The sequence below is a fragment of the Oceanobacillus sojae genome (assembly GCF_900162665.1).
Classification (GTDB): domain Bacteria; phylum Bacillota; class Bacilli; order Bacillales; family Amphibacillaceae; genus Oceanobacillus; species Oceanobacillus sojae_A.
Genome location: NZ_LT727811.1, coordinates 38,524 through 64,195, shown reverse-complemented (window position 1 = coordinate 64,195; position 25,672 = coordinate 38,524). Strand labels below are relative to the sequence as shown.

Annotated in this window: 21 protein-coding genes and 1 pseudogene; 20 read left to right on the top strand and 2 right to left on the bottom strand. The window is 39.2% G+C overall.

What is annotated here, in order from left to right; translation table 11 throughout:
- Nucleotides 1-2: 2 nt before the first annotated feature.
- The 16 genes from BN1068_RS07680 (at nt 3) to BN1068_RS07605 (ending at nt 17,199) form a co-directional block, all read left to right on the top strand.
- On the top strand, nt 3-2,594 hold the full coding sequence (locus tag BN1068_RS07680; protein ID WP_077602268.1) for an AAA family ATPase: 2,592 nt from the start codon (nt 3-5) through the stop codon (nt 2,592-2,594).
- 779 nt (nt 2,595-3,373) lie between these two features.
- Entirely contained in the window at nt 3,374-3,739 is a 366-nt protein-coding gene (locus BN1068_RS07675) for a response regulator (RefSeq protein WP_077602267.1), read from the top strand.
- A gap of 106 nt (nt 3,740-3,845) precedes the next feature.
- Nucleotides 3,846-4,700 carry a class II fructose-1,6-bisphosphate aldolase gene (gene fba / locus BN1068_RS07670; protein WP_077602266.1) on the top strand — a complete coding sequence of 285 codons (855 nt, stop codon included), beginning with the start codon at nt 3,846-3,848 and terminating at the stop codon, nt 4,698-4,700.
- A gap of 134 nt (nt 4,701-4,834) precedes the next feature.
- The gene (fsa, locus tag BN1068_RS07665) at nt 4,835-5,476 is read left to right on the top strand and encodes a fructose-6-phosphate aldolase (protein WP_077602265.1); all 642 of its coding nucleotides are present in this window, start codon (nt 4,835-4,837) and stop codon (nt 5,474-5,476) included.
- A gap of 123 nt (nt 5,477-5,599) precedes the next feature.
- On the top strand, nt 5,600-6,886 hold the full coding sequence (locus BN1068_RS07660; RefSeq protein WP_077602264.1) for a UDP-N-acetylglucosamine 1-carboxyvinyltransferase: 1,287 nt from the start codon (nt 5,600-5,602) through the stop codon (nt 6,884-6,886).
- A 1,236-nt stretch (nt 6,887-8,122) separates the two neighbouring features.
- Complete coding sequence (gene rho / locus BN1068_RS07655; RefSeq protein WP_077602263.1) at nt 8,123-9,406, top strand: transcription termination factor Rho; 1,284 nt, start codon at nt 8,123-8,125, stop codon at nt 9,404-9,406.
- Nucleotides 9,407-9,586: 180 nt separating this feature from the next.
- A complete protein-coding gene (locus BN1068_RS07650; RefSeq protein ID WP_077602262.1) occupies nt 9,587-9,832 on the top strand; it encodes a type B 50S ribosomal protein L31 in 246 nt (81 codons plus the stop codon).
- A gap of 231 nt (nt 9,833-10,063) precedes the next feature.
- Nucleotides 10,064-10,687 carry a thymidine kinase gene (locus tag BN1068_RS07645; RefSeq protein WP_077602261.1) on the top strand — a complete coding sequence of 208 codons (624 nt, stop codon included), beginning with the start codon at nt 10,064-10,066 and terminating at the stop codon, nt 10,685-10,687.
- A 243-nt stretch (nt 10,688-10,930) separates the two neighbouring features.
- Nucleotides 10,931-11,410 (top strand): GNAT family N-acetyltransferase, encoded by a 480-nt coding sequence (locus BN1068_RS07640; RefSeq protein ID WP_077602260.1) that lies wholly within the window; start codon nt 10,931-10,933, stop codon nt 11,408-11,410.
- A 129-nt stretch (nt 11,411-11,539) separates the two neighbouring features.
- Nucleotides 11,540-11,785 (top strand): hypothetical protein, encoded by a 246-nt coding sequence (locus tag BN1068_RS07635; protein WP_254846728.1) that lies wholly within the window; start codon nt 11,540-11,542, stop codon nt 11,783-11,785.
- Nucleotides 11,786-12,060: 275 nt separating this feature from the next.
- Nucleotides 12,061-13,131, top strand: coding sequence for a peptide chain release factor 1 (gene prfA, locus BN1068_RS07630; RefSeq protein ID WP_077602258.1), 1,071 nt, complete (start codon nt 12,061-12,063; stop codon nt 13,129-13,131).
- A 3-nt stretch (nt 13,132-13,134) separates the two neighbouring features.
- Complete coding sequence (gene prmC / locus BN1068_RS07625; protein ID WP_077602257.1) at nt 13,135-14,001, top strand: peptide chain release factor N(5)-glutamine methyltransferase; 867 nt, start codon at nt 13,135-13,137, stop codon at nt 13,999-14,001.
- Between the two features lie 127 nt (nt 14,002-14,128).
- A complete protein-coding gene (gene spoIIR / locus BN1068_RS07620; protein ID WP_077602256.1) occupies nt 14,129-14,722 on the top strand; it encodes a stage II sporulation protein R in 594 nt (197 codons plus the stop codon).
- Nucleotides 14,723-14,791: 69 nt separating this feature from the next.
- Entirely contained in the window at nt 14,792-15,193 is a 402-nt protein-coding gene (locus tag BN1068_RS07615; protein WP_077602255.1) for a hypothetical protein, read from the top strand.
- Nucleotides 15,194-15,429: 236 nt separating this feature from the next.
- On the top strand, nt 15,430-16,452 hold the full coding sequence (locus BN1068_RS07610; RefSeq protein WP_077602254.1) for an L-threonylcarbamoyladenylate synthase: 1,023 nt from the start codon (nt 15,430-15,432) through the stop codon (nt 16,450-16,452).
- 198 nt (nt 16,453-16,650) lie between these two features.
- Nucleotides 16,651-17,199 (top strand): manganese efflux pump MntP, encoded by a 549-nt coding sequence (locus tag BN1068_RS07605; RefSeq protein ID WP_077602253.1) that lies wholly within the window; start codon nt 16,651-16,653, stop codon nt 17,197-17,199.
- A gap of 90 nt (nt 17,200-17,289) precedes the next feature.
- On the opposite strand, the gene BN1068_RS07600 is transcribed toward BN1068_RS07605, so the two are convergent.
- Nucleotides 17,290-18,759: an alpha-amylase gene (locus tag BN1068_RS07600; RefSeq protein WP_077602252.1), complete on the bottom strand. Its 1,470-nt coding sequence runs from the start codon at nt 18,757-18,759 to the stop codon at nt 17,290-17,292.
- Nucleotides 18,760-19,202: 443 nt separating this feature from the next.
- Here BN1068_RS07600 and BN1068_RS07595 point away from each other — a divergent pair, with 443 nt between their 5' ends.
- The 4 genes from BN1068_RS07595 to glyA all read left to right on the top strand — a co-directional run bounded on the left by BN1068_RS07595 (nt 19,203) and on the right by glyA (nt 23,404).
- On the top strand, nt 19,203-19,808 hold the full coding sequence (locus BN1068_RS07595; protein WP_077602251.1) for a low molecular weight protein arginine phosphatase: 606 nt from the start codon (nt 19,203-19,205) through the stop codon (nt 19,806-19,808).
- Between the two features lie 84 nt (nt 19,809-19,892).
- Nucleotides 19,893-21,275 carry a methyl-accepting chemotaxis protein gene (locus BN1068_RS07590; RefSeq protein ID WP_077602250.1) on the top strand — a complete coding sequence of 461 codons (1,383 nt, stop codon included), beginning with the start codon at nt 19,893-19,895 and terminating at the stop codon, nt 21,273-21,275.
- A 94-nt stretch (nt 21,276-21,369) separates the two neighbouring features.
- Entirely contained in the window at nt 21,370-21,915 is a 546-nt protein-coding gene (locus tag BN1068_RS07585) for a TIGR01440 family protein (protein WP_077602249.1), read from the top strand.
- Nucleotides 21,916-22,168: 253 nt separating this feature from the next.
- Entirely contained in the window at nt 22,169-23,404 is a 1,236-nt protein-coding gene (glyA, locus tag BN1068_RS07580) for a serine hydroxymethyltransferase (protein WP_077602878.1), read from the top strand.
- Between the two features lie 277 nt (nt 23,405-23,681).
- On the opposite strand, the pseudogene BN1068_RS07575 reads toward glyA, so the two are convergent.
- A pseudogene (locus BN1068_RS07575) lies at nt 23,682-24,221 on the bottom strand (phospho-sugar mutase); the annotation flags it as partial.
- Nucleotides 24,222-25,672 lie beyond the last annotated feature (1,451 nt).

Genomic DNA, 25,672 nt, shown 5'->3' with positions numbered 1-25,672 from the left:
GAATGAGACATATATGGAAGGTTGGCAAAGGGTTCGGGAAGAAAAGCTTTGAGGATGCTGTCAAAAGTTCTGCAAAAGGAGATACACTGCTTATTGAGCCCGGTACATATCATTTTCCGAAAGGCTATAATATAAATGAGTTAGAGATTAAAGGAGCAGGGAACCAGCCAAATGATGTAGTACTCAATGGATTTTTCTCATTGCAGAATAATGCGAAGTTAAATTTATCAAATCTTACACTGTCCGCACCACGAGAGATGAATGCACTTCATATCAGCGGCAACTCAAGCTTATTTTTGAAAAATGTTATTGTAAACGGGGAAGAAACTGGACGATACCCTGCCATCTGGTGTGTGAATTCATATCTGAAAATTTCTGCATCAGAACTCTATTTTAATCAGGATTCTCCATATGGAATCTACGTACAAGAGAGCTCGAAGCTTGAAATCACCTCGACAGTGGCTGATTCCATCTACGCAAGCCAATCCAAAGTATACTTGAATAATGTACAAATCCAGGTAATCCTATACTTAGAAAATGAATCAATTGCGGAGTCTGCCGGAGTTCTGGACTTTCCGCGTCAAAATCCAGATAAATATGTGCTGACAGTTTATTCAGGATCCCAGGCTAATTTAGCGCTTGTCATTGGGGATGAAGACCATATCGAAGCAAATGTAGATAACGGTTTATTAATTATTCATACAATAGAACTTGGGGAAAGCAATATTTTTGATATCTATCATAATGACCAGTCAACCGTGGAAGCAAGTGGTGAACGTGTATTTGTTCAGAATATAGATGAGCAGCCTGTTCAGGAAAGTGTCAGTCAAAATGCCACTCTGCAAGAAGCAGCAAATACAGAGGAACAGTTTGCCGAAGAAACAGAAGCTGCTAACGGAGAAGCAGATCAGCTGGAAGAAGTAGATGAACGAACTCCTGAGAATGACCCTTTGCAGGAAGAGGAAAAATCTGCTTTAGAGCAATTAAACGAAATGTATGGTTTAACAGAATTAAAGAAGCAGATGAAGCAATTTATTAATACGATTAAGTTTAATCAATCCAGACAGCTGAAAGGGCTCAAAGCAACGCCATTAAATTTACATTCCATATTTCTTGGAAACCCCGGAACAGGTAAAACAACCGTTGCCAGGTTACTGGGAAAAGTATTGTATCAGGAAGGGGTCATTCCCGCAGATAATTTTGTAGAGGTTACACGAAAGGATCTGGTCGGTCTGCATATTGGCGAGACAGCTCCAAAAACACAGGCAGTATTAGACCGTGCCCGTGGCGGCATCTTATTTATTGATGAAGCATACGCATTGCACAGTGCTTCTGATAATGATTTTGGAGCAGAGGCTGTGGAAACTATTTTAAAATTTATGGAGGATAATCGTGATGAAATTATGATTATCTTTGCCGGATATTTTGACGATATGCAAAATTTCCTGTCGATGAACAGCGGATTAGCTTCACGTATTCCGAATGAATTTGTTTTTGACGACTATTCCAGCTTTGAAATCGCTGAAATTGGTTATCTGGATATACTGGATCAGGATTATGTAGTAGATGAAAAAAAGTATAAAGAAGTAGTAATGAATCAATATGCCCGCAGTGTGGATGAAAGTAATGCAAGATGGGCCCGTAATTTCAATCAGAAATTAATCGTTACAATGGCGAATCGTGTGATTGAAACAGGCTCAGAGGATACAGAGACGATTATCAATGAGGATATAGATGCATTAATCGGAAACAGCGGTGAAAATAAGGAAGAAAAGGTAGAAGAACTGTTATCCCAGCTAAATGATTTAATTGGACTAGGAGAAATAAAGGATTATGTACAAAGCCTGGTGAAGCAGGTGAAAATTGATAAAATGCTTGCGGACCAAGGGGAGCTTTCTTTTAACCCGACATACCATATGATTTTTGAAGGTAATCCCGGTACCGGAAAAACAACGGTAGCAAATATACTTGCTTCTTTATTCTATTATTTGGATATTCTTCCAAGTAAAAATGTCAAAGTAGTTGACCGTGCCGATTTAGTCGGATCCTATATCGGCCATACAGAAAAAAATACAAAAAGCATTATCAATCAGGCAATGGGCGGTGTCCTGTTTATCGATGAAGCCTATCAATTGACCAATAACAGTGAGAATGATTTTGGAAAACAGGCTGTGGAAACATTACTCACGTATTTAGAAAATTACAGGGATAAATTTATAGTAATTTTAGCAGGATATACAAAGGAAATGGAAAAATTCCTGGATATGAACCCGGGACTGCGCTCACGGATTCCGGAGAAAATTATTTTCCCTGATTATCATCCGGAAGACATTGCTACCATTGTTGAAAAAAATATCACAAAGCATTGGCAGGTAGATTCAGATTATCTTCGTACCGTGGTAAGTGACATTTATCGTCATCTTCCGGAAGCAGAGAAAGCCAATGCCAGATGGGCACGTAATTTTAGCGAGAAGCTGACTCAAAATCATAAAATCTGGATCAGCGATCATCAGCTTTCTGGAACCGAGATGAAACAAATCAGTACAGCGCTGTTAGATAGGATGTATGCTTCTTATCAAAATAGTATGGGATAAAGTGAAGCATTCTTCAACCGAGCTTTTAACGCATAATTTTTTTCTGTTCTTGAAGCGGAAGACTTACAAAAGCTCTTCGATGGGGTGAGTAATCCCAGTCCCAGCCAGTCACACAATGATAAATCTGATGCAAGGAAATACCTGAAGAGGCAGAGAGAAAAAAGCTGTCTCTTTTTGTGATTTTTAAAGAGGCACAGATACATAGGAATTTTTTTGAAAAAATATAAAGGAACAAAAGATTCCTGGATTGGACCTGAGGCAGCGATCACGCTTTTTATGGCGGGGAAAGTTCTGGATAAATGGCACTCGACAGGAAAGCAGTATTTGCCATTTTGAAAATGAACATAAGCATCTTACCGCTCCAAAATAGATGAACAATGCTTGCGACATATGCTAAAGTATGGTTGAGGTGTACCAGGAAACGGCAGTTTCATCAGCATAGCTTATAATCAAAACTTCTAAACAGAAGCTTGCGAAACTGAGTCTGCTCTGTTGAATTTGTAGAAGAAGAAAGAGGGAAGCAGTGGAAAGACAGGATAAAAATGGTGAAATCAGCTGCCCTTCCTGCGAAAGCCTGGAAAACCCGAGAGCGTTCAGCCTTCCTTCTTATAGGGATTAAGTAAGGGTGAAGCACTGAGAACTTGCGACTTTAGTCGTGAACGCTTTAGACTAAAATGAAGGCAAAAATAACGATTCCAAATGAATAAGCAGGAATTTAAATAAATACTATCGAAATTTAAATTTAAACAAAAAATTAAATATATCGGAGGAGGGTAAGTATGAGCCAATCAATCCTAATTGTGGATGATCAAATAGGAATTCGTATGTTGCTTCAAGAAGTTTTTCAGTCAGCCGGATATTATACTTCTCTTGCAGAGAACGGAAAAGAAGCGATAGAATATCTATCAAAATCTCCTTGCGATTTAGTAATTCTGGATTATCATATTCCTGTCTATAACGGAAATGTTGTTATACAAAAAATCAAACAAATGAAGATAAAAACAAAAATTGTCGTCATTAGCGGTTTGCCGGAGGTTGCAAAACAGGAAATAGGAGAAGAGTTACCTGAAAAAATTATTTCTAAACCTTTTAATGTTGCCAAACTATGTCACATTGTCGAAGAAATTTTGAAGAAAAAAGAATGAATCGCTGCTACTTTGTTGCGATAAAGTCATGAAATTGGTATTCTTATATTGTAATGAATATTGTCAGTGATTCATCATGCGGATGAATTTGAAGGAGGAACTTGGTATGCCTTTAGTATCAATGAAAGAAATGCTTGAAAAAGGAAAAGAGAATGGATATGCAGTAGGTCAGTTTAATATCAACAACCTGGAATATATCCAAGCTATTCTCCAAGCGGCTCAAGAAGAAAAGTCACCAGTAATTCTTGGTGTTTCTGAAGGTGCTGGAAAATATATGGGCGGCTATAATGTTGTAGTTGCTATGGTTAAATCTTTAATGGATTCTTATGGGACAACTGTGCCTGTTGCCATCCACTTAGATCACGGATCAAGCTTCAAAAGCTGTGCAGAAGCAATCCATGCAGGATTTACTTCTGTAATGATTGATGGATCTCATTCACCGATTGAAGAGAATATCGCTGTAACACAGAAAGTGGTTGAACTTGCTCATACTCATGGTGTATCTGTTGAAGCAGAAGTTGGTACGGTAGGCGGCGAAGAAGATGGTGTTATCGGCGGCATCAACTATGCAGACAAAGAAGAATGTGCACGTCTTGTTAAGGAAGCAGAAGTTGATTGTTTAGCTCCGGCTTTAGGTTCTGTTCACGGACCATATCAGGGAGAGCCGAACTTAGGATTCACAGAAATGAAAGAAATCTTGGAGTTAGTAAATGTACCATTAGTACTTCACGGCGGTACTGGTATTCCTACAAAAGATATTCAAAAAGCAATTTCTTTAGGAACTGCTAAAATCAACGTAAACACAGAAAATCAAATTTCACAGACAAAAGCGATTCGTGAAACTTTAGCAGCAAAACCTGATTTATATGATCCACGTAAATATTTAGGACCAGGAACTGCAGCTATTAAAGAAACAGTAATTGGTAAAATGCGTGAATTTGGTTCTTCCAATAATGCGTAATTGATTTTATTAAAAATGTATGTTAAAAAGGGCTGAAGAGAAGAACTTTTTAACGTCATCTAAAAAAGATATATTCAGCAAAAGCTGTACCATTGGTACAGCTTTTGCTACAAAATCTCGGGGAGGTAATCTTAATGAAATTTTTTATTGATACAGCAAATATTGAAGATATCAGAGAAGCGAATAAGCTGGGAATTTTGGCAGGTGTTACAACCAATCCAAGTCTGGTGGCAAAAGAAGGCGTTTCTTTTCATGACCGCCTGCGTGAAATCACAGAAGAAGTTTCCGGATCTGTCAGTGCAGAGGTTATTTCCGAAGACGCAGAAGGTATGATTGAAGAAGGGAAAGAGCTTGCAGCAATCGCACCGAATATTACTGTAAAGGTTCCAATGACCCTTGAAGGTTTGAAAGCGGTTAAAGCATTTAGTGATTTAAATATTAAAACAAATGTAACATTAATTTTTAATGCTAATCAGGCTTTACTTGCAGCAAGAGCTGGAGCGACATATGTTTCCCCGTTCTTAGGAAGATTAGATGACATTGGACAAGACGGCATGGAATTAATCGCAAATGTTGCTGCAATCTTTGACCGCCATTCTATCCAGACTGAAATCATCGCTGCATCTATCCGTCATCCAATTCATGTAACAGACGCAGCATTAAATGGTGCACACATTGCAACGATTCCGTTTAATGTCCTGTCATCGTTAGTAAAACATCCATTAACTGATCAGGGCATCGAAAAATTCCTGGCAGATTGGAATAAACAAAAATAATTGTATAGAGCAGGAAAAACGGCAGACAATAAGACAAAGGTTAGAAATGAAAGAATATGCAGCTAAAGCTGAACAAACAAAACAGCTTGTGGAGTATAACTTCCATAGGAACGAGGTTTTTACATGCAAAAGTTATTAATTGAGGGTGGGCATGAACTGTCTGGAGAAGTTCACATCAGCGGTGCGAAAAATAGCGCAGTGGCACTATTGCCTGCAGCTATTCTCGCAGATTCCACGGTGACAATTGAAGGATTGCCGGATATTTCGGATGTAGACACATTGGGTGCTCTATTAGAAGAAATTGGTGGAACAGTATACCGGGATGGTCAGGATATGACGATTCATCCAGAAAAGATGATTGCCATGCCGTTGCCAAACGGAAGAGTCAAAAAATTGCGTGCATCCTATTATTTCATGGGTGCCATGCTTGGAAAATTTAATAAAGCAGTCATTGGTTTACCTGGCGGATGTTATTTAGGCCCGCGTCCAATCGACCAGCATATTAAAGGCTTTGAAGCGCTTGGTGCAGAAGTAACAAATGAGCAGGGAGCTATCTATTTACGTGCAAAAGAGCTTCGCGGTGCACGCATTTATCTGGATGTCGTCAGTGTCGGTGCTACCATCAATATTATGCTTGCAGCGGTAAAGGCAAAAGGACAAACAATTATTGAGAATGCTGCAAAGGAACCTGAGATTATTGATGTTGCAACGTTATTAACAAATATGGGTGCGAAGATTAAAGGTGTCGGAACAGATGTCATCCGCATTGATGGAGTTCCTTCTTTACATGGCTGTACGCATACCATTATTCCTGACCGTATTGAAGCAGGCACCTATGCTATTGCAGCTGCTGCAATGGGGAAAGAAATTGTCATCGACAATGTTATTCCGCAGCATATGGAGTCTTTAATTGCAAAATTACGGGAAATGAATGTTAATATTGAATCTCACAATGATCAATTGTATGTTGCCAAAAACAAATCTTTAAATAGTGTGGATATTAAGACACTGGTTTATCCAGGTTTTCCGACGGATTTGCAGCAGCCGTTAACGACATTATTAACCCAGGCAAACCATTCAGGCGTTATTATCGATACGATTTATTCTGCTCGTTTGAAGCATATTGATGAACTCCGCCGGATGAATGCTGAAATTAAAGTGGAAGGCGGCTCTGTAATAGTTTCTGGACCGGTACAATTGGAAGGCGCAAAAGTAAAAGCAAGTGATCTCCGTGCCGGGGCAGCACTTGTAATAGCCGGTTTACTTGCAAATGGAGTAACCGAAATTACTGGTTTGGATCATATTGACCGCGGGTATGAAAACTTAACGGATAAGCTTTCGTCCCTGGGAGCTTCTATCTGGAGAGAAGAAATGTCTGAATCAGAAATTTATCAGGATCAGCATACGTAAAGAGCGCGTTTAAAAAGACTGACAAAAAGTCAGAATGTCCTTTTGTCGTGATTTTTAAGCATCCTCTTAACAGTATATGTATATAATAAAAGAGAAGACTTTTTCTCCTTCTCTTTTATTATATAGCATTTTTGAGGGTATAGGGATGGCTTGTCAAACTCTTTGATACAGGTGTGTCCTTTCCTGCATCTTTTTAAAACCTCTTATAAATAAGCATGCCTTGTCCTCAAGAAACCTCAATAATTCTCGAAAGCTTCTATATGATGTTCAAAAAATCCAATAAAGATGACACGGCGATAAGAGGGTCTTCTACTAAGAACGCCCACGTCGTGTGGGCAACGTAGAAGCCACCGCATCCTGCGGAAGTGCGTTGACGAGTTTTTTCCAATGCTCACGTATTATAAAGCATAGAGGAACTTCTGTTAAGACCGTCCACGTCCTGTGGACAACACAGAAGTCATCACATCCTGTGAAAGTCCGCTCGTAAAAATCTCGTCGCCTTGAACTTCTTGGTCCTATTTATCGGATTTTTTGAATACACACTTTATATGATTAAAATTTTTTAAAACTTCAGGCGGTGTTTAAAAGATTTTTACAATATGAGATGAAATTCCTCTATTTTTGACAAAAAAGTCTATTGAATCTTTATTCGTAAAAGAGTATGATAATAGATGTTTAATAAAGATAAGCGATTTAATCAGACGGTTGACAGCTTCTAAATTGCTTCTGTTGAACAAGGCAACTCTTCTTAGTATTTCCTTCCGTATACAAGGCAATCAGTTTTGAATACAGTTATAAAAAATGTTTCTGAATTTAAGGATTTGGTAGATGTAAATAAAGAAGTCTGAAAGATGTTGAAATCAATATGCTAAATACATATCATTTCCAAAACAAAAACAGGCAAATATCCTATTTTAGATAACGTGAATTATTTTCATTAAATCAAACCTTTTGAGGTTGAATTTAATGAAGCGTATACAAAAATGAATAATTACTGAGATAAAGGTATGATAATGATATGTAAACAAGCTATTTATTGCTATAGAAAATAGAAGGATATTGCATTCTTTGAAACAGGACGCAGTTTAATAGTATCCGTCCGCATTCTGCCGAAAAAGACTCGACAGGAGGCAATATACTCGAAAATTTTTACAGAAATACAGATGCATTTGGACGCGGTGACGCTTTGTCCCGTTAGAAATATTTAAAAGAACCTAGAACAGGCGTGGTGATTTAATGGCAACACTGACAATCTCTAGTTTAGAGACAATGACATTAAAAGAGATTTATACACTTGCAAAAGATTATAAGATTTCTTATTATGCAAAATTGACAAAGAAAGAGTTAATATTTGCAATATTAAAAGCGCAAGCAGAAAAAGATGGATTTTTATTTATGGATGGGATTTTAGAAATCATTCCTTCTGAGGGATTTGGGTTTCTGCGGCCGATTAATTACTCTCCAAGTGCAGAGGATATCTATATCTCCGCTTCACAAATCCGTCGTTTTGACTTAAGAAATGGAGATAAAGTATCCGGGAAAGTGCGTCCTCCAAAAGAAAATGAACGCTATTACGGTCTATTACATGTAGATGCGGTGAATGATGCAGATCCGGATTCATCCAAAGAACGCGTGCATTTCCCTGCATTAACTGCACTTTATCCAAACAGACCAATTAAATTAGAAACAGAAACAAATCAATTATCAACACGTATTATGGATTTAATGACACCAGTCGGCTTTGGACAGCGTGGTTTAATTGTTGCGCCGCCAAAAGCAGGTAAGACGATGTTAATTAAAGAAATCGCAAACAGCATTTCTCAAAATCATCCGCATGCCAAGCTGATTATTTTACTGGTGGATGAACGACCGGAGGAAGTAACGGATATTGAACGTTCTGTAGGCCCGGATGTAGATGTTGTTTCTTCTACATTTGATGAGGTTCCTGAAAGCCATATTAAAGTGTCTGAGCTTGTTTTGGAACGCGCGATGCGTCTTGTAGAGCATAAGCGAGATGTTATTGTTCTAATGGACAGTATTACACGCTTAGCCCGTGCATATAACTTAGTTATTCCGCCAAGCGGCCGTACGTTATCAGGTGGTATTGATCCGGCAGCCTTCCACCGTCCAAAGCGCTTCTTTGGAGCGGCCAGAAATATTGAAGAGGGCGGAAGCTTTACCATCTTAGCTACAGCGTTAGTAGATACTGGCTCACGTATGGATGACGTGATTTATGAAGAATTTAAAGGGACGGGGAATATGGAGCTGCATTTAAGCCGTCATCTTGCAGACCGGCGGATTTTCCCTGCAATTGATATCCTGCGCTCAGGGACAAGGAAAGAAGAGCTTCTGGTGGACAAAGCACATCTTGATAAGATGTGGCTCCTGCGTAAAACAATGCAGGATTCCAATGATTTCTTAGACCGCTTCTTAAAACGTCTGAAGCATTCTAAGAATAACGAGGAATTCTTGCAGCTGATGGACGAGGAAATGAAACGGAAAGGAATGAACCGTCAATAAAAGTTAATTTGGCAGGTAAAGTTATTTAACTTATCTTTTGTTATTAACTGCTATTGCATTTCATTCTATAGACTGTTATAATCTTTCTATGTGAGTTTAGATAAGATGCACCTGCATCTCTGACGGCTCTTAGAATAACTCTGTTTCCAAGGGATTCAGGGCAAAAAGGAGTGGAAGAACATGAAAAAGGATATTCATCCAGAGTACAGAAAAGTAGTTTTTCTAGATACTAGCACGAATTACAAGTTCTTAAGCGGATCAACAAAAGGATCTGACGAAACAATTGAGTGGGAAGATGGTAATACTTACCCTCTACTAAAAGTTGAAATCAGCTCTGATTCACACCCATTCTACACTGGTAAGCAAAAAGCTGACAAAGTCGGCGGCCGTGTGGATCGCTTTAAGAAAAAATATAACCTTAACTAATTATCTGTTTGACCGGAAATATGCCGGGTGACGCAGATTTTGTAAGGAATTGAATGTTAAAGGACAGGCAAAATGTCTAATTTTGCCTGTTTTTTTACTTTTTATTGAGGTATAGTAGGAAAAATAAGATTTATTACAGTTAATATTAAATAAATGGTTGGTATGTATAAACATATTGAGTGCAATCTAAATATACTTATTTCACACAATTCGCGAGAGGAGCTTCTCCAAATGCATGTAATGAAGAGAAACGGCTGGGTAGAGCTAATTTGCGGAAGTATGTTTTCCGGAAAATCAGAAGAATTAATACGTCGTGTCAGAAGAGCAACATATGCGCATTTAAATGTATGTGTATTTAAACCGGCAATAGATAATCGTTATGATGAAACAGCAGTTGTTTCTCATGATGGGAGAACGACAATTGCTAAATCTATCCAGGATGCAGCAGAAATTTTAGTGGAAATAGAGCCAAATGTAGATATTGTAGCTATTGACGAAGTGCAATTTTTTGAGAGTAATGTCATTGATGTGATTGAGGAGCTTGTCCACAAAGATATTCGCGTTATTGTAGCGGGCCTGGATATGGATTTTAGAGGAGTTCCATTTGAGCCTGTACCACAGCTGATGGCTTTATCTGAATCCGTCACAAAATTAAATGCCATCTGTCCGATCTGCGGATCACCGGCAAGCAGAACACAGCGTCTGATTGATGGCAAACCGGCGTCGTATGATGACCCTGTTATTTTGGTGGGAGCTTCAGAGTCTTATGAGCCGCGCTGCCGTCATCATCATGAAGTGCCAAATCGGCCGGAAGTAAATATAGCAAACAATACCGTAAAACAAATAAATAGTTAATACAATGACTGCCGATTCAATCATAAGTTCGGCAGTTTTTTATTGAAGCAAAAATATATACTGAAAGAAAAGTCTGAATAGTATTTACTTTTGGTTCTTATTATATTACCATAATTATAATAGGTAAGTATTGGGAGGATTGATTTGATGAGAAAGAACACTATTATTGCATAGCAGAGGCTAGTGCATAATGACATATAGCCTTTGTGTTTCCTGTTAAAAAAATTAATTGGGAGTGCAAAAATGAGCTATAAAAAAATAAAAGAAATTTTGCCATCTGAGTTAATAGAACTGATCCAGGAGTATATTGATGGTGAATATATTTATATTCCGATAAAACAAGATAATAAAAAGTTTATCGAAGCGATTCCCAACATAACGAATGAATTTTTAAAGCTTGGAATGATTTTAAAAGAAACAAATGAATTCATAGGATTTTGTAATACCGGAATCAAAGAGGGGCTCAGTGAACCGAATCGCGAAATTGCTTATGCTGTGTCAAAGCGTTATAGAAACAGAGGGTACACAACACAAGCAGTTCGATGTCTGGTAACTTATTTATTTGAAAATACAAATATAGAACATATTAATGCTGTTGTCCTTCCCAAAAACACAGCTTCAAACAAGATAATAAAAAAATGCGGCTTTGTTTTTTGTGAAGAGGTTGTATTAGAAGGTCAATTGCACTATCACTATATATTAAAAAGAAATGGAATCGATTGAATGCTGGAAGCTTATAGACAAGTCCTGTCAACCGATGTTAAGTTATAATATCAATTTTTTCTTATCAAAAATGAAAAGGTGCTATATCATAACCTCTCTCATGGTATAATATAAATAAATACCCTGGAGGTGACTCAATTGAAGTGGGAGGATGTGTGCCAGGCTTTTCCGGAACAGTGGGTTTTGATTGAAGCAATTGATGCACATACAAATGATCATCGTGAACGTATTTTAGTCGATATGACCCCTTTGAAAAAATTTTCTAATTCTCCAGAAGCGATGAAGGTATATCAGGAGATTCATCGGTATGACCTCAGCAGGGAGCTGTATGTTCTCCATACCAGCCGGAAAGAGCCTAATATTATTGAGAAATAATGGGTAAGATTCAGATGGCAGTAAAAATGCCGGTCCTTGTTGTTGAAGGATATTGAACTGGAAAGGAATTTGTATTCATGCTGTATGCCAAGTTAAATAGAGAAGAAATAAAAATGGAATACCTATAGACCGGCTGCGTATAACATGCTCCTTTAGTCTATAGGTATTTTTGTGCTTGCTGGCAGCAATATAATCTCATCCAATCAGACGTGCAATTGACCCGGGTGCTCCCTTATAATATAATAAGACTGTTATAGAGAAAGAGGTGTATTCTTGTGTTAGATCGTTTACAGACACTGGAAGATCGGTATAATAAATTAAATGAAATGTTAAGTGACCCGGAAGTAATCAGTGATACAAAAAAATTACGTGAATATTCGAAAGAGCAGTCTGGACTGGAAGACGTTGTCCAGGCTTACCGTGAGTATAAAGAAGTGACATCGCAGCTGGTAGACGCGAAGGAAATGCTGGAAGACGATTCAGATGATGAAATGCTGGAAATGGCAAAAATGGAAGTATCTGAATTATCCTCCAGAAAAGAAGAATTGGAAGATAAGATGAAAATTCTTCTGCTTCCAAAAGATCCCAATGATGATAAGAACGTTATTATGGAGATTCGCGGGGCTGCCGGCGGAGATGAAGCTGCTTTATTTGCAGGTGATTTATATCGGATGTATTCCCGCTATGCAGAGAATCAAGGCTGGAAAATTGACGTAATGGAAGCAAGCTCCACCGGGGTTGGCGGTTATAAAGAGATTATCTTTATGATTAATGGTTCAGATGTTTTCTCTAAGCTGAAGTATGAAAATGGTGCACACCGCGTACAGCGAGTTCCTGAAACAGAATCTGGCGGACGCATTCATACCTCAACTGCAACAGTGGCTGTGCTCCCTGAGGCAGAAGAAGTGGAGATAGACGTCCATGATAAGGATATCCGCGTCGACACGTTTGCTTCCAGCGGACCAGGCGGACAAAGTGTAAATACAACGATGTCAGCGGTACGATTAACGCATGAGCCTACCGGGATTGTCGTATCGATTCAGGATGAAAAATCACAGATTAAAAATAAAGAAAAAGCAATGAAGGTATTACGTGCCCGCATCTATGATAAATTTCAGCAGGAAGCCCAGGCGGAATATGATGAAAATCGTAAATCTGCAGTTGGGACAGGTGACCGTTCCGAGCGTATCCGTACGTACAACTACCCGCAAAATCGTGTTACAGATCACCGTATCGGCTTAACCATTCAAAAGCTGGACCAGATTATGCAGGGCAAGCTGGATGAATTTATCGATGCGCTTGTTATGGAAGAGCAGGCGAAAAAATTGGAACAGATTGGTGAATAACCTATGACCAAAACAAAAATTTATGAAGTCCTTAACTGGGCTTCTCTTTTTTTAGAACAAGCGAATAGAGAACCAAAGATTGCCGAGATTTTAATCAGGCATCATTTAGGATTATCCAGGCAGGAATGGCTGCTTTCTTTACGTGAGCCAATTCCGGAAGATAAACTTAGGAAGATAAAAGCAGATATTAAAAAACATGCGGAAACGGGAATTCCTGTCCAGCATCTGACCGGCTATGAAGAATTTTACGGCCGCTCCTTTCAAGTGAACAGGAATGTGTTAATTCCTCGACCGGAAACAGAAGAACTTGTTCTTGCCGTAAAGGAATACCTTGCTTTTAAGCGGAAAGAGCCTGTGCGGATTGCTGATATAGGAACAGGCAGCGGGATTATTGCTGTTACGCTGGCATTGGAATTAGATAATGCCGAGGTATTTGCTACCGATATTTCAGAGAAAGCATTAAAGGTTGCTGCGCAGAATGCAGCCCGATTACATGCCAATATTTCCTTCCGGCAGGGGAATTTTTTATCCCCGCTTATAAAGGAAACAGCTCCATTTGATGTGATTGTTTCCAATCCGCCCTATATTGCAAAATCGGAAGCACAGGAACTTAGTGAGACTGTCCGTAATTTTGATCCCGAGCTGGCTCTTTTTGCAGAAGAGGATGGGATGGCAGCCTACTATATGATTATTGAACAAGTGAAGCAGATGAATTTAAAAGAAGATACCTTACTGGCGTTGGAAATTGGTTATACACAAGGCAAGCCTGTTAAAGAACGCATTCAGCAGGTGTTTCCTGACAGTCATGTGGAAGTCAGACAGGATATTAACGGAAAAGACCGGATTGTATTGGCAACCCATTTAAACTGATATTCCCATTTCCAAAATGACGTAAAAATATACCCTGATTTCAAATATATATTTCTATAAAACTAGTATAAGCATAAATCTCCTTGTCCACACTATTTCATAGATAGGCGGAAGGGAGATTTTTTAAATGAAAAAATTATGGGCGGCAGTAGGACTTTTATTTTTATTATTATCGATTATTCCTGTAGTTAGTGCAGCAAAAGAACTGCAACATAAAGAGCTTGACTATCAGGTCATCCCGGATGAAGCAATCAGATTACGAATTCTGGCAAATAGTGACAGCGAAAAGGATCAGGATATAAAACATACAGTCCGTGATGAGGTGAATAAAGTTATCACGGAATGGGTGAAGGATATTGAAGATATAGAGGAAGCCCGGGCATTGATCAACGACCGGCTTCCAGAACTGGAGGAAGTAGTCAGTGATACACTGACAAAAGAAAATAGTGATCAGGATTTTGAATTGGAATATGGAGAGAATATATCTTTTCCGGCGAAATTATATGGAAACTATCTTTATCCGGCAGGGGAATACGAAGCAATTTTAGTAACTCTTGGCGAAGGCTCTGGTGCGAACTGGTGGTGTGTATTGTTCCCGCCATTATGCTTTTTAGATTTCTTTAACGGTACATCTGTAGCGAGTGAAGATACAGCAGAGGCAGAAGAAGACGAAGAAGTAAAAGTAGAATTCTTTTTATTTAAATGGCTGGGGTTGTCATAGTTTATTTGATAGAGGCATATTCATATACTAAGTTACTCTTCTACATTAAAAGAATGGAGGATGGGAAAAATGCAAATCTACCAAGTCAAAGAAGCGAAAATAGAATTGATAGAGGATTTTATTCATAAGAATGAAAGGCTTTTTGGTAAAAAATTAACGGAAGAAAGCTATGTTGTAGAAGTAGACGGGAGTATTGAGGGCTGCTTTAATCTGGAGATGGTAGATAAATCGACGTATTGGCTGAAGCAATTATATTTAAACAAGGAGCATGTACAGAAATTATTTGTTGTTTTCGAGTCCGTTCTCGTAATTTCCCGAAAAAACGACATAAAATGTGTATATGTGCATAATCAAAGCCCAGTTGTGGATATCCTTTTGGAGTCTTTACAGTTCAAAAGAGAAAGCGATGTCACATTTAAGAATATAAATTCAGAAAAAACAGGTAATTGGTGGGCATATCAGGTTTCCTAGGATAGTGAAAATAAAAAAAGCTTGATATAACTACAATGAACTACATTTCTATTTGTCAAGAGAAAATTATACACACTATTCACAGGTGGCTGTGTATAAATGGCAGGAATATGTGAACAAAGATTATTCTGTGGATAAAAACTGTGAATAATGTGCATAAGTATGATGAAATATTCCCTTCTTTGCGTTTCAGTCATGAATCGACTAAAATAGATACGTAGAAAAGAGGGAACGTTATGCACACGAAAGTATGGAAAATAAATTCAACAAATATATTAGACAAGGATATTCATGAGGCGGCTGAAATGCTGCGGGCAGGAGAGGTTGTTGCCTTTCCGACAGAGACGGTATATGGGCTGGGAGCCGACGCTACCAATGAATCAGCTGTCCGTAAAATATTTGAAGCAAAAGGGCGGCCGCAGGATAATCCGCTGATTGCTCATGTTGCCTCTGCAGATCAATTAAAAGAGCTTGTCACGTTTATTCCGGACTATGTGTATAAATTAATGGAGGCTTTTTCACCTGGCCCTTTAACATATATTTTACCGGCAAACGAGTACTGTGCACAAAGTGTAAAAGCGGGCTTATCAACCATTGGTGTCCGGATTCCCAGTCATCCTGTTGCACTTGCATTACTCCAGGCGGCGGGAAAACCGGTTGCAGCCCCAAGTGCAAATGTATCCGGAAAACCCAGCCCGACCTCAGCAACGCATGTATATGATGATTTAAATGGACGGATCGCCGGCTTAATTGATGGCGGACAAACTGGTGTCGGCTTAGAATCAACTGTTATTGACTGTACTGGGGAAATACCGGTTATTTTGCGCCCCGGAGGAATTACAAAAGAACAATTAGAACTGGAGACAGGTGCTGTCATGATGGACCCCGGTCTTGCAGCATCATCTGTGGACCGCCCGAAAGCTCCAGGAATGAAATATAAACATTACGCACCAGAGGTCCCGCTCTATTTATTTACAGGCTCAAGTGAGGCACTCAAAGATTTAGCGGATAAAGAAAAGCTGGCAGGTAATAGAGTAGGTATACTCGTATCGGATCAAACAGCTGAAATATTTGCTGAGGATACACATGTTCACAAGCTTGGCGGGACAATAGAGGAAATTGCATCTACTTTATATGATGGATTACGATTCTTTAAACAGGCCAATGTGGATAAAATTATTTGCGAAACATTTACGGAAAAAGGAATTGGCCAGGCAGTAATGAACCGTCTGCGAAAAGCAGCGGATAGTATAATTTAGAGGATGTTCAGAAAGTCCAATAAAAATGACACGGCAATAAGAGGAGATTCTACTAAGAACGCCCGCGTCGTGTGGGCAACGTAGAAGCCACCGCATCCTGCGGAGGTGAGTTGGTTTGCTTTTCCGGTATAAAAACATTCATATTCTCTGCAGTCGAAGCATAAATTGTACAAGCATGCTTCAAAGGGGGACGTATGGATGTTTTTTTCTACCGAATTACTTTCACTGGCTCTGCTCGCAATTGGTTTAAGCATGGACGCATTCTCTATCAGCTTAGGCTTAGGGATGAATAAAATGCGGTTAAAGCGGATTGCTGTCATCGGACTGGTAATCGGCGGCTTCCATATGATTTTCCCAATGATAGGAATGCTGCTTGGACATGCTTTATCAGAACAAGTCGGGCAATGGACCGCATTGGCATCAGGGGTACTCTTATTCTTTATCGGTGCACATATGTTTTTCTCTGCTTTCCATACATCAGATGAGTACAGGTGGCAGCCTGTTGGCCTGGGACTATGGATGCTCGCATTCAGCGTCAGTCTTGACAGCTTTACAGTAGGCTTCAGCCTGGGTATCTCCGGAGTAACTATTATTATCACGCTCGTTATTTTTGGAATAGTGAGCTGTATTCTGACATGGGCAGGTCTATTTTTAGGCAGAAGGCTGCAAGGCTTTTTGGGAATTTACAGCGAAGTTTTGGGCGGAATCATACTTTGCAGCTTTGGAATTTATATGCTGTTCAGCTGAGAAACAATATTCATTCAGATATACGTTTTTCTCTGACTTACTTATGGACCTGCAATACAAGATTGCAGGGTCAATAGCAGTCTGCATTGTTTATAATTCAACATCCTCCTGTGGAAGCGCCCATACTGACACGCTGCCTCCGTTGACAGGGAAAGCAGCAAATCCATCTTCTTCAATGGCGATATGCTCGTCTCTTGTACCGGTCAGGTCAACCCAAATTTCCCCTGCACGTTCTTCTCCTACACGCATTCTCTTTTCACCATCATCTCCATTGGAAATGACAACGGCACAGCCTGAGCGTTCTATTTCCGGTATGCCGCAACGGACCCAGCCAATGGTATTAGGGTGATCAAAGTAGTCCTCTTGTTCACCATATGCTTTATGATAACGGGCATAAAGAATAGGGTTGATGGCTTCTTGTTTCGGATCAATTGGATTTTCTCCGCTGATGCCAAAATAATCGCCGTAAAAAATGCAGGGATAGCCGTCTTTACGCAGTAAAATAAGAGAATATGCACTTTGTTTAAACCAATCCTCAACCCAGGATTCGAGTGCTTCTCCAGGCTGTGTATCATGATTATCAACAAAGGTTACAGCTTGAAGCGGATGTGATTGAACCAATGTATCATCAAAAATCGTTGTGAGATTAAAATCATTTCCGGACTTAGAAGCTGTGTGCAGTTTATCATGCAGCGCTACATCAAATAAATCGATATTATAATCGACCTGCTCTAAAAACTGCTGGCATGCTTCCAAATCATGTTTCCAGAACTCACCAACGAAATAAAAATCATCTCCGCAATGCTGGGTAATCTGTTCTGCAAATAGTTTAATAAATGCATGATTAATATGCTTCATCGCATCCAGACGGAAGCCGTTGCAATGTAATGAATCTGCGAACCATTTGCCCCAGCGGATCATTTCTTCCTGCACTTCCGGATGATTGTAGTCGATATTGGCAAACATTAAATAATCATAATTACTGAATTCATCGTCTACCTCGTCATTCCAGGTTTTATTGTCACCGATAATTCGAAAGACACCGGTTCTATCCTCCATTGCATCAAAGTCTGTCCCGTTGAAATATTCAAATCCCCATTTAAATGAAGAATACTTATTATCCCGATTTGGAAATGTGAATTTCGTCCAGCCTTCTATATCAAAGGGCTCTGAAACCTCTTTTGTCCGGTCGTTTGGATCAACTTCAATTACTTGAAAAACTTCTGTGTCATCTGCTCCGGCTTTATGATTCATGACGACATCGGCATAAACCTGGATATCATGATCATGACATGTCCTAATTGCGTCCAAAAGCTGCTTTTTCGTTCCGTATTTTGTAGCGACACTGTCTTTTTGATCAAATTCCCCCAAGTCGTATAAATCATATGGCGCATACCCTGTATCCTCAGCAGACATCCCTTTTGTTACAGGAGGAATCCAAATCGCATCAATTCCTCTGTTTTTTAATGCAGGAGCTGCTTCTTTCAGGCGATTCCAGTGATTTGCATCAGCTTCCAGATGCCACTCAAAAAATTGAATCATCGTATGATTTCGCTTCATATTATTTCTCCTTGTTTTTTGTCGGTTAGGTAATTCTGCTTCATCGAATAGTGTTCATATGGAGAAGCCTTTATCTAAAGGGGGTGTAATTCTTTCCGAATATATTTTTGTCACTAAGATGTAGATACACTTTATTCACGGAAACCAAACCTCTTATTTTTGAAATAAATAAAAAGAGGCTCAGATCGAGAGCTGATTAATAGTAAAATCAAGCTCGTATCCTGTATTTATACATTTAATAATATAAAGAACCTGTTCCCTTTTAACGGAAACAGGTTCAGCCAGCTGCCAGTTATTATTGAATGGACTTCTGCAGCAATTCCAAGCGAGACGGAACACCATCTGCAGGTTTTAGAGGGTTCTGCGTTTTTAATTTACTCATGATATGATAGAGAAAAATATTATTCCTAAAATTATTTTGATGAAAACAGGAGGATTTACCTATGAATGTACTCTTTGTATGTACAGGAAATACATGTCGCAGTCCTATGGCAGAAGCATTATTAAAGCACCGTGCACCAGCAGATATGCATGTGAAATCCTGTGGAATCACTGCTATGCCAGGCGCCCCGGTAAGCAGTCAGGCAGCAGAGATCTTGAGAGAACAGGGTATTGAAATGAATCATCAGGCTTCCCAAATTAGTGAAGAAGTGGTTCAGTGGGCAGATCTTATCCTGACAATGACGGCTTCCCATAAGGAAATGATCTGGGCCAAATACCCGGAAGAAAGAAAAAAGACATATACACTTAAAGAATTTGCACTACATGCCGATATACAAATATGGAATCAATTAGAACAAGCCTATACAGAATTGGAAGAAAAAAGAAAGCGCTGTTTAGAGCAATCGGATGCGGAATTAGATCCGGTACAGCAGAATCAGCTCTTGTATGAAGCATGCCATGAAGAGCTTGAAACGATTCACCGCTTAAAAAGTCAGCTGGTTCATTCAGATATTGCTGATCCATTTGGCGGCCCGGCAGCGTATTACCTGGAAACGAAGCAGGAAATTGAAACGTGTCTGAACCAATGGCTGTCTTCTGAAGAGTAAAGACCTTTGGATGATTTTAAAGCGTAGGATTTCATGAAGTCTTCGTAAACCAAAGAAAGTTTACATGGGGGAGTGGAAGGTTTAATGGGGAATAAGTATCGGTTTAGTTTAAGGTTAAAGCTGGTAGTGTTTACAACTTTTTTAGCACTTATCACGTATACAACAAGTGCGATTTTTATTTATTTTTTATTTGACTATATACAGTCATGGATTAATGTATCACAACAGGTCTTTGTTATTGTGACATTGCTGTTAGGTGTAATCTGGTCTGGAATCCTTGCGTTTTTTGCAGCGAGATGGATCACAAAGCCTTTGCAGAAATTAGAACAGATTACTGGGGAAGCAGCAAAAGGAAACCTGGAGCTGCAGGTGGAAATACCAAAATCGGATGATGAGATTAAATCCTTGTCTGTTGCTGTAAACAGTATGCTGCAAAGCTTAAATAAAATGGTGACAAATATTGATCAGCATTTTGAGGAAACAAATGAGACAGTGACGCAATTAAAAGAAGCTTCAAACAGGGCAACGCAGCATTCTGCAGCAATTGGCGAATCTATCACCGAAATTTCAGATGGGGCAGAGAATTCATCACGTGCGACACAGGAAACAGTGGGTTCTATTGAAATAGCAACGGGATTAGCCAAAGAGGTACAGGATAAAGCAGAGATATCCAAAGAGCAGTCTAACTCTATGATTAATATGCTGGAAGAGGGACAAAATGTCGTGAAACAGCTTGTTGATGGCATTCAGCGTATTGCTGTAGAGCAGGAAGTTTCATTAGAAGACGTGAACCATCTACGCAAGAGTACGATGGAAATTGAAGGAATTATTACCCTAGTTGGCGAAATTGCAGAACAAACGAACTTATTAGCCTTAAATGCTTCTATTGAAGCTGCCAGAGCCGGCGAACACGGAAAAGGCTTTGCTGTTGTTGCTGAAGAAGTAAGGAAGCTGGCTGATCAAAGCGGGAAAGCGGTTAATGATATCTCCGCACTCTTGCTTTCTATCCAGGATGATGTCAAGCAGGTAGCAGCAAAAATTAATACGAATGTGAAGTCTGCGCGTGAGGAAGTGGACCGTGGAGAAAATACAAATCGTACCATAGCTAAAATGGGCAGCACTGTAACGGAAACAGCGACACAGATTGATACGATTTATAAATTAGTAGAGCAGCAGCTGCAATCGATTCAAAATACAGCAAACCAGTCTCAGGAAGTAGCAGCAATTGCCGAAGAAACATCTGCCGGAACACAGGAAGTGAATGCTGCGATTCAGGAACAGGTTGTAACGATGGAGCAGGTAGACCAATTGGCGCGTGAGATGGAGGAGCATGCAGGTGCTTTGAGAGAGCAGATTAAACAATTTAAGGTGAAACAGGTGGCTGAAACTGCCAGCGTTACACCTTTGGAGCCATTAAATGCCGAAGGGGAAACTTTAGAAGAAACCAGTCATCAAGATGTATCGTAATTTTTAAAAAATCATGGTATGCTATAAATGATTCTATTATTTACTGTGTCAAACGGAGGAATGGAATGACTGACTGTAAAGGTGTGTGTCATTTATGATAATCAAAGACCTGAAGCTGGTTATTGACGAGTGGCTGGCGCTGGACTGTCTGCGGAAAGATGAGATTGTTGTCATCGGCTGTTCGACAAGTGAAGTAGCTGGTCAGCCCATTGGAACAAGCGGAAGTACAGAAATTGCAAAAACGATTTATGAGCAGATGTCAAAGCTGCAAAAACAAACAGGTGTCCATCTTGCTTTTCAATGCTGTGAACACTTAAACCGGTCTCTTGTCGTAGAGAGACAGACAGCTGTACAGTACGGGTTAGAGGAAGTGGCTGTCGTGCCTGTTCCAAAAGCCGGCGGATCGATGGCAAGCTATGCTTATCAGCAAATGGAAAGTCCTGCTGTTGTTGAAAATATAAGCGCACATGCCGGAATAGACATTGGCGAAACAATGATTGGTATGCACTTAAAACCAGTAGCTGTTCCGCTTAAGCTAAAACAGCGTACGATTGGTCATGCCAGAGTCCGCGCTGCCCGGACACGTCCGAAATTGATTGGCGGGCATCGGGCATTTTACGGAGAGAATCCTTCTAGATAATAAAGGGTGTTCAAAAAGTCCAATAAAAATGACACGGCGAATTTCTTCGTTGACAAGCTATTTCCAATACTCACGTATGTAAAAGCATACGCTCCGTTTGGAAATAGCTTGTCGCCTTGAACTTCTTGGTCCTATTTATCGAACTTTTTGGACATGTATTATATAGATTGGATTCTTTATTCCTTTTCCCTCAGTTTGGACAATAAATAATAATTTTCATACTTTACCTTACATAGGAGGCTGTACACGAATGATGGAATATGTAAAACAAGCAGATAATGAAGTTTTTCAGGCAATGTTACAGGAGAAAGAGCGTCAGCAGGATAAAATTGAGCTGATTGCTTCCGAAAACTTTGTATCCAAAGCAGTTATGGATGCAATGGGTTCCATACTTACGAATAAATATGCAGAAGGTTATCCACATAAACGCTATTATGGCGGTTGTGAGTATGTTGATGTTGTAGAGGATCTTGCGAGAGAACGTGCCAAGCAAATATTTGGTGCAGATCATGCGAATGTACAGCCTCACTCCGGGTCCCAGGCGAATATGGCAATTTATTTCGCTTTTCTTGAGCCGGGAGATACGGTATTAGGAATGAATTTAAACCACGGCGGACATTTAACACACGGAAGCCCGGTTAACTTTAGTGGCGGTTTATACAATTTTGTTGACTATGGTGTGGATAAAGAAACAGAACAGCTGGATTATGACGCTGTTCTGGAAAAAGCAAAAGAAGTAAAACCGAAATTGATTGTTGCCGGTGCAAGTGCGTATTCACGAAGCATTGATTTTAAAAAGTTCAGAGAGATTGCGGATGCTGTCGATGCTTATCTGATGGTTGATATGGCACATATCGCCGGATTAGTTGCTACAGGCCACCATGAAAATCCGGTTCCACACGCTGATTTTGTTACAACAACAACGCATAAAACACTGCGCGGACCACGTGGAGGTATGATTCTTTGTAAAGAAGAATATGCGAAAAAAATTGATAAAGCTATCTTCCCGGGAATTCAGGGCGGACCTTTAATGCACATCATTGCAGCAAAGGCTGTTTCCTTTAAAGAAGTCTTATCCGATGATTTTAAAGCATACTCCGGTAACATTATCGACAATGCTAAAACGCTTGGCGATGCACTGCAAAAAGAAGGCATCCGTATCGTATCAGGCGGAACAGACAACCATTTATTATTATTAGACGTTACACCATTGAATCTTACTGGAAAAGTAGCTGAAAAAGCTTTAGATGACATTGGCGTAACAACAAACAAAAATACAATTCCATTCGATACCGAAAGCCCATTCGTAACAAGCGGCGTCCGCATCGGAACCGCAGCTGTAACAACCCGCGGATTCGGCACCGAAGAAATGAAAGAAATAGCAGAAATCATCTCACTTACACTAAAAAATTACGAAGACGAAGCAAAACTAAAAGAAGCCAAAGAACGCGTACAAGCACTAACAGAAAAATTCCCACTCTACAAATAAATTATCCCCAATGTGGATAATAGATTACTATTTTAAAAAATAAAGAAGCAAATAATCCACAGAGTACTCAACAATAACTCTGTGGATTATTTATTTCTATATGCAATTTTTACTGGTTATAATAGGTACATAAGTTTTGCTTTTTTAAATTATTTGCTTGGTTTTTATAATAAAAGAATCAACTTTCGCACATTAAAAAGTAACTTCCTATCCGTAGGAACAAGGGCTGATCATTTCTTCCATATATCTGTTGATAAAGAGAGAAGGTAAAGTGNTCTACAGAGCGGACATATTCTGTTAACGCATCTGCATCTTTCGGCGGCATTTGTCCTCCGCTTTCTCCATAAATTTTATAGCCATTATAATTTGCGGGATTATGTGATGCAGTAATCATAATTCCTGTAAATGTATTTAAATGTCTTACAGCAAAGGATAATTCAGGAGTTGGACGCAGTGATTCGAATACATAGGCCGGGATCCCGTGACGTGCAAGTGTCCTTGCAGCTTCCAGAGCAAATTCAGGAGACTTATGTCTGGAATCGTAGGCAATCGCTACCCCCCTGGATTTATTCTCTTCTGTCTGACTTTCCATAAATCGGGCCAGACCTTCTGTAGCCTGTCTCACCGTATAAATGTTCATTCGATTAATTCCCGGGCCAAGTATTCCACGCATGCCGGCAGTACCAAATTCTAAGGGATGTGAGAAAGCATCTTCTAATTCTGTTTCATTTTTTAAGAGACTTTCTAATTCTGTTTTGAGCTCTCTATCAAGAGCTTCTTCATTCTTCCATTGTTCATAGGTGCTTTGATATGACATAAACATTCCCCCTTCAACATTAAAAACAATGCACTTCTCTCACTGCTATTTAGAAATAACTTTATATTTTCCAGAAAATACTAGAAATTGGTACAAAAAAACATCGCTTTCCCCCATTATTATATATTGTTAATATATGGAATGGTTCTATGTTATACATGATAACATGACTGCGATGTTTACGTTTTGTTTAAAAATATTCCCTTGAAATATATTCTATTTTGCTCTCCGGCCGCTTTTCAAGCTGTCTAAAAATGACAAAATATTCTAAATTTTGGAGATGTAGACAAATTTCCTGCACAGCCAAATAGCACTCATTTCTATTTAACAGCAAGAAGGTTATTTGAGTTCATTATACTATAAATCCTTACAGAATTATACATTGAATTTAAGAAAAAGAGATTAATTTCATAATTTATTCAGATAAATATAAATGAAGTTATTTTTATTGCTTATCTACTCAACTTTCGCACTTTAAAAAGAAACTTCCTATCCATAGGAATAGGGGTTGATCATTTCTTCCGTATATCTGTTGATAAAGATAGAAGGTAAGGTGTAAAGCTGTAAAGCGACCGCTACGGCGGACCGTTTTGCTTTCCTAGGGGCACGCTCTTCAGCTAACTTTTGCCAAGAAGATCACTTGGCAAAAGTGGATCTTCAGATGGTGCTAATCCCTCAGGAGTCAAAACGGTCCGCCTCCGCTAGCAGGATATTCTATACTGAAATAATTGAACAAATAAAAGGCAGATCTGACAGAACGAATTTTCGTGTTGCATGGTAAAGGTAAACATGCTCGGCAATCCTTATTTTTGGTGCATGAAAGCTATTCTCGATATGGATTATTCATGCTGTCATGATTTGAACTGCTAAAAATCATTTGAAACATCAGCATGATTGCTTATTTAGGCTAAAAACGATGATTTCATCTAACTTCATCAGGATATTATTTCTTCCATGCGCTGTAGAATCCTATTAGAGCGCAGGCCAACCACGTAGACTCCTATGGGAACAGGGCGAGCTGAAGATCCACTTGAAAAGCGGGTTTCTTTTCAAGTTAGCTGAAGCCGTCCCCATGGAAAGCGGAGTGGTTGGCCGGAGCGGAAGCTATACACAATAATCTGTTCAAAAAATAAAAAGATGAATTAACTAAAAACAAGCATGATAATAGAGACCATGTACAGCCTGGAATAGCAAGGTCAGTGTATTTATTCTTAGGTGCGAAAGTTGAGTTATCTATAAAAAATATAAACTCTTATAATAGAATAACTTTCTATTTAAATATGGTCCCTGAAGATGCGAACAATCAGATAATCCCTCATTATTTTTCAGTTAAAACTCTGTTATGATTAAAATAAATAACAGAAAGAAAGGAGATTTGCATATTGTTACATGCTCTGGCAAAGACAGCCGATATATTAAATGAAAATAATATAATCTGGGGACTTGGCGGC

Bases quoted from the DNA above. Each gene is read 5' to 3' on its own strand.
- BN1068_RS07680 (WP_077602268.1), top strand. From the start codon at position 3: ATGAGACATATATGGAAGGTTGGCAAAGGGTTCGGGAAGAAAAGCTTT.
- BN1068_RS07675 (WP_077602267.1), top strand. From the start codon at position 3,374: ATGAGCCAATCAATCCTAATTGTGGATGATCAAATAGGAATTCGTATG.
- fba (WP_077602266.1), top strand. From the start codon at position 3,846: ATGCCTTTAGTATCAATGAAAGAAATGCTTGAAAAAGGAAAAGAGAAT.
- fsa (WP_077602265.1), top strand. From the start codon at position 4,835: ATGAAATTTTTTATTGATACAGCAAATATTGAAGATATCAGAGAAGCG.
- BN1068_RS07660 (WP_077602264.1), top strand. From the start codon at position 5,600: ATGCAAAAGTTATTAATTGAGGGTGGGCATGAACTGTCTGGAGAAGTT.
- rho (WP_077602263.1), top strand. From the start codon at position 8,123: ATGGCAACACTGACAATCTCTAGTTTAGAGACAATGACATTAAAAGAG.
- BN1068_RS07650 (WP_077602262.1), top strand. From the start codon at position 9,587: ATGAAAAAGGATATTCATCCAGAGTACAGAAAAGTAGTTTTTCTAGAT.
- BN1068_RS07645 (WP_077602261.1), top strand. From the start codon at position 10,064: ATGCATGTAATGAAGAGAAACGGCTGGGTAGAGCTAATTTGCGGAAGT.
- BN1068_RS07640 (WP_077602260.1), top strand. From the start codon at position 10,931: ATGAGCTATAAAAAAATAAAAGAAATTTTGCCATCTGAGTTAATAGAA.
- prmC (WP_077602257.1), top strand. From the start codon at position 13,135: ATGACCAAAACAAAAATTTATGAAGTCCTTAACTGGGCTTCTCTTTTT.
- spoIIR (WP_077602256.1), top strand. From the start codon at position 14,129: ATGAAAAAATTATGGGCGGCAGTAGGACTTTTATTTTTATTATTATCG.
- BN1068_RS07615 (WP_077602255.1), top strand. From the start codon at position 14,792: ATGCAAATCTACCAAGTCAAAGAAGCGAAAATAGAATTGATAGAGGAT.
- BN1068_RS07610 (WP_077602254.1), top strand. From the start codon at position 15,430: ATGCACACGAAAGTATGGAAAATAAATTCAACAAATATATTAGACAAG.
- BN1068_RS07605 (WP_077602253.1), top strand. From the start codon at position 16,651: ATGTTTTTTTCTACCGAATTACTTTCACTGGCTCTGCTCGCAATTGGT.
- BN1068_RS07600 (WP_077602252.1), bottom strand. From the start codon at position 18,759: ATGAAGCGAAATCATACGATGATTCAATTTTTTGAGTGGCATCTGGAA.
- BN1068_RS07595 (WP_077602251.1), top strand. From the start codon at position 19,203: ATGAATGTACTCTTTGTATGTACAGGAAATACATGTCGCAGTCCTATG.
- BN1068_RS07590 (WP_077602250.1), top strand. From the start codon at position 19,893: ATGGGGAATAAGTATCGGTTTAGTTTAAGGTTAAAGCTGGTAGTGTTT.
- BN1068_RS07585 (WP_077602249.1), top strand. From the start codon at position 21,370: ATGATAATCAAAGACCTGAAGCTGGTTATTGACGAGTGGCTGGCGCTG.
- glyA (WP_077602878.1), top strand. From the start codon at position 22,169: ATGGAATATGTAAAACAAGCAGATAATGAAGTTTTTCAGGCAATGTTA.